Annotated in this window: 4 protein-coding genes and 1 pseudogene; 4 read left to right on the top strand and 1 reads right to left on the bottom strand. The window is 68.5% G+C overall.

Annotation, left to right across the window (positions count from 1 at the left end; all coding sequences use genetic code 11):
• From ABNT58_RS26410 to ABNT58_RS26425, 4 genes are all read left to right on the top strand, one after another.
• Nucleotides 1-393 (top strand): YceI family protein (locus ABNT58_RS26410; protein WP_348756352.1); only part of this gene is annotated, 393 nt, incomplete at its 5' end.
• 45 nt (nt 394-438) lie between these two features.
• Nucleotides 439-1,023, top strand: coding sequence for a YceI family protein (locus ABNT58_RS26415; RefSeq protein WP_348756353.1), 585 nt, complete (start codon nt 439-441; stop codon nt 1,021-1,023).
• Nucleotides 1,024-1,431: 408 nt separating this feature from the next.
• Nucleotides 1,432-2,790 carry a histidine kinase gene (locus ABNT58_RS26420; RefSeq protein ID WP_348756354.1) on the top strand — a complete coding sequence of 453 codons (1,359 nt, stop codon included), beginning with the start codon at nt 1,432-1,434 and terminating at the stop codon, nt 2,788-2,790.
• Nucleotides 2,787-3,623 (top strand): LytTR family DNA-binding domain-containing protein, encoded by an 837-nt coding sequence (locus ABNT58_RS26425; RefSeq protein ID WP_348756355.1) that lies wholly within the window; start codon nt 2,787-2,789, stop codon nt 3,621-3,623. Before ABNT58_RS26420 ends, ABNT58_RS26425 begins: the two co-directional genes overlap by 4 nt.
• On the opposite strand, the pseudogene ABNT58_RS26430 reads toward ABNT58_RS26425, so the two are convergent.
• Nucleotides 3,610-3,743 (bottom strand): annotated as a pseudogene (locus ABNT58_RS26430) (redox-sensitive transcriptional activator SoxR); the annotation flags it as partial. The gene ABNT58_RS26425 and the pseudogene ABNT58_RS26430 overlap by 14 nt on opposite strands.

Genomic DNA, 3,743 nt, shown 5'->3' on the forward strand with positions numbered 1-3,743 from the left:
CCCAAGAAGCCCGATGCCGCCCGCATCGCGCTGGCGATCGACCTGGCCAGCATCAGCCTGGGCGCGCCCGAGAGCGAGGCCGAGGTGGTCAAGCCGCTGTGGTTCAACGTGCCCAAGTTCCCGCAGGCCAGGTTCACCTCCACCAGCGTCAAGGCCACCGGCCCCGGCAAGTTCGACGTGGCCGGCAAGCTGGACATCAAGGGCAACGTGCGCGATGTGGTGGTGCCCGTGGTGCTGACCCAGGCCGGCGGCAATACCACCGCCACCGGCGGCTTCACCCTCAAGCGCGCCGATTTCAAGATCGGCGAAGGCGAATGGGCCGACACCTCGATGGTGGCCAACGACGTGCAGGTGAAGTTCAAGCTGCAGCTCACCGGCATCGGCGCGCTGTAAGCGCGCCACTGTCTCCCGTTTTTTCCAACCCCCGTAGGACCTTTCATGCGCAAGACGACCTCGACCCTGGCCGCCGCTTCCCTGGCCCTGGCTGCCGCCCTGGCCGCACCGGCCGCCCACGCCGCCGACTACGCGATCGACCCGACGCACACCTTCGTCACCTTCGAGATCGACCACTTCGGCACCAGCACCAACCGCGCCCGCTTCGACAAGAAGGAAGGCACCGTCAGCTTCGACCGCGCGGCCAAGACCGGCAAGGTCGAGATCACGATCGACACCACCTCGGTCAACAGCGGCACGCCGCCCTTCAACAAGCACCTGCAAAGCGCAGACATCCTGAACGCCGAGAAGTACCCCACCGCCAAGTTCGTGGGCGACAAGTTCGTGTTCAACGGCGACAAGGTGGCCGAGGTCAGCGGCAACCTGACGCTGCTGGACAAGACCCTGCCGGTGACGCTCAAGGCCAACAAGTTCAACTGCTACCAGAACCCCATGCTCAAGCGCGAGGTGTGCGGCGGCGACTTCGAAACCACGCTCACCCGCAGCCAGTTCGGCGTCACCTACGGCCTGAATTACGGCTTCAGCGACAACGTGCGCCTGGTGATCCAGGTCGAAGCGGTCAAGCAGTAACACAGTGGCGGCGCAGGGATGCTGCGCCGCAACATAACTTTCGTTACTTTTTCACCCGATCGGGTGGGGGCGGGTTTCACCGAATGCCTGTTACGCTTCAGGCACTAGGGAGAACCCGCATATGAACCAACAACGAGCCGTTCAAATGGCCATGGTCGTGATGCTGCTGGTGTTGATGGTCGTCCAGGCCATCCAGTAAGCACATTGCCATTGGTCGGGCCAGGCCACCGCCTGTGCCCACCCGCCTGCAACTGGTCGCGCCAGGCGCGCACCGACCGCAGGCCTCTGCGTACAGTGGGGCATCAGCAGTCGCCAAGCCCCATGTCCGCACCCGATGTCCGCGCGAGCCAGCCTCGCGCCTCTGCACACCCCGTCTCCAGCACCTGGCAACGCCTGGTGGCTGCCTGGGTGCCTGCGTTCCGCAGCTACGCCAAGTGGCTGGTCGGCATCAGCTGGAAGCGCTTCGTCGTGCTTTCGCTGCTGCTGCTCATCCTGGCCAGCATCCTGGAGCGCCTGCCGCCGTTCAGCTGGCGCATCACCGAAGAGGTGTCGCGCGGCGTGCACGTGACGATTCCGCCCGTGCCGCCCAAGCCGCCGGCGGCGCCGCGGCCGGCCACCAGCCCCACGACCCCCGAGCCGACGATCGACATCACCATCGGCAAGGAAGGCGTGCGCGTGCTGCGCCGGGGGCCCAGTGCGGCGGCTTCGGCCGCTTCGGCGGCGTCCGCGGCCTCCGCGTCGTCGGCGGCTTCGGCGGCCGACCCGGCGCAGGCCGCGGCCGAGACCATCATCGCCAAGCTGCCGGCGGCCACCGCCTCGGTGCCGCCGGGCGCCGATGCCGACGAGCTGCGCCAGACCATCGAAGACGGCGTGCGCGAGATCGCCGACGCCATCCGCGAGGCGAGCGACGCCACGCAGCAATCGGCCGCCGACGCCAGCGCCGCCGATGCCGACAGCGATCGCCCGCGCACCCGCACCCGCACCGTGCATGTCGGCGACTTTCTCACCGACCTGGCGGTGCTGTGGATCATCGCCTCGGCCATCATCAAGATCACCTACAGCGGCCGGCTGCAGGCCGAAACCGTGGCCGCCCAGGCCACCGAGGTGGCCGAGGCCGAATCGCTCAAGCGCCAGGTGGTGGAAGCGCGCATGGCCGCGATGCAGGCGCAGGTGGAGCCGCACTTCCTGTTCAACACGCTGGCGTCCATCGACCACCTGATCGAGACCGACCCGCCACGCGCCAGCCGCATGCAAAAAAACCTGATCGCGCTGCTGCGCGCCAGCATGCCGACCATGCGTGAAGCCAGCACCGGCGGCGTGCGCGAACTGGGCCGCGAGCTGGCGGTCATCCGCCCCTACCTGGAGATCCTGAAGGTGCGCATGGAAGAGCGGCTGCAGACGGTGATCGACGTGCCCGAGGGCCTGCACTCGGCCGAGTTCCCGCCGATGATGATCCAGGGCCTGGTGGAAAACGCGATCAAGCATGGGCTGGAGCCCAAGCCCGAAGGCGGGCAGCTGACGGTGCGGGCCGAGATCGTGCACGGCAAGCTGGCCGTCACCGTGGCCGACACCGGGCTGGGCTTCGGCAAGGCCGCCACCTCCGGCACTGGCGTGGGCCTGGCCAACATCCGCGAGCGCCTGCAGCTGCTGTACGGCGGCAAGGCGCAGGTGGCGGTGGCCGCCAACCAGCCCAGCGGCACCATCGTCACCATCACCGTGCCCTATGTGGCGCGCACCCGCCCCGAAACGACAGAATCCGCCGCATGAGCAGCACCCCCAGCAACCCGGCGCCCGCGGTGCGCTGCGTGGTCGCCGACGACGAACGCCTGATGCGCGAGCAACTGCGCGCCCGCCTGGCCGAGGTGTGGCCGGCGCTGCAGATCGTGGCCGAAGCCCGCAACGGGCAGGAGGCGGTCGATCTGGTGGCCGAACACCGGCCCGAGCTGGTGTTCCTGGACATCCGCATGCCGGGCCTGACCGGCGTGGACGCCGCCCGCCAGATCGCCCAGCTGCCCACCGTGGACGACTGGGACGGTTGCGAGATCGTCTTCATCACCGCCTATGACGAATACGCGGTGCAGGCCTTCGAGCAAGGCGTGGCCGACTACGTGCTGAAACCGGCTGAGCGCGAGCGGCTGGCCTTGACGGTCGAGCGCATCCGCAAGCGGCTGGCGCAGCGGGCGGGCGCCGAACCGGCGGCGGCCGACGCTCCCGCCGCCGCGCCGCTGCAGCAGCTGCTGCACAAGCTGGCCGCGCAGATGGGCCAGGCGCCCAGCTACCTGCAGTGGATCCAGGCCAGCGTGGGCGCCAGCATCCAGATGATTCCGGTGGACGAGGTGCTGTTCTTCATCAGCGACGAGAAGTACACCCGGGTGCAGACGCCGCAGGTGGAAGCGCTGATCCGCAAGCCCATCAAGGAGCTGGTGGACGAGCTGGACCCGCAGCGCTTCTGGCAGATCCACCGCAGCACGCTGGTCAACGTCAAGGCCATTGCCGGCGTGTCGCGCGACTTCCGTGGCCGCCAGCTGGTGGCCATCAAGGACCGGCCCGAGAAGCTGGAAGTCAGCCGCAGCTACACGCAGCTGTTCAAGGGGATGTAGACGGCGGCGTGTCGCCGGCCAGCCAGCGCGCCCCCGGCCCGTGAGCGGCGGCAGCGTCCTGCGGGTTGTACAGCGCGCAGGTCTTGAGCGACAGGCAACCGCAGCCGATGCAGCCCGCCA

The organism is uncultured Aquincola sp. (assembly GCF_964001545.1).
Classification (GTDB): Bacteria; Pseudomonadota; Gammaproteobacteria; order Burkholderiales; family Burkholderiaceae_C; genus Aquincola.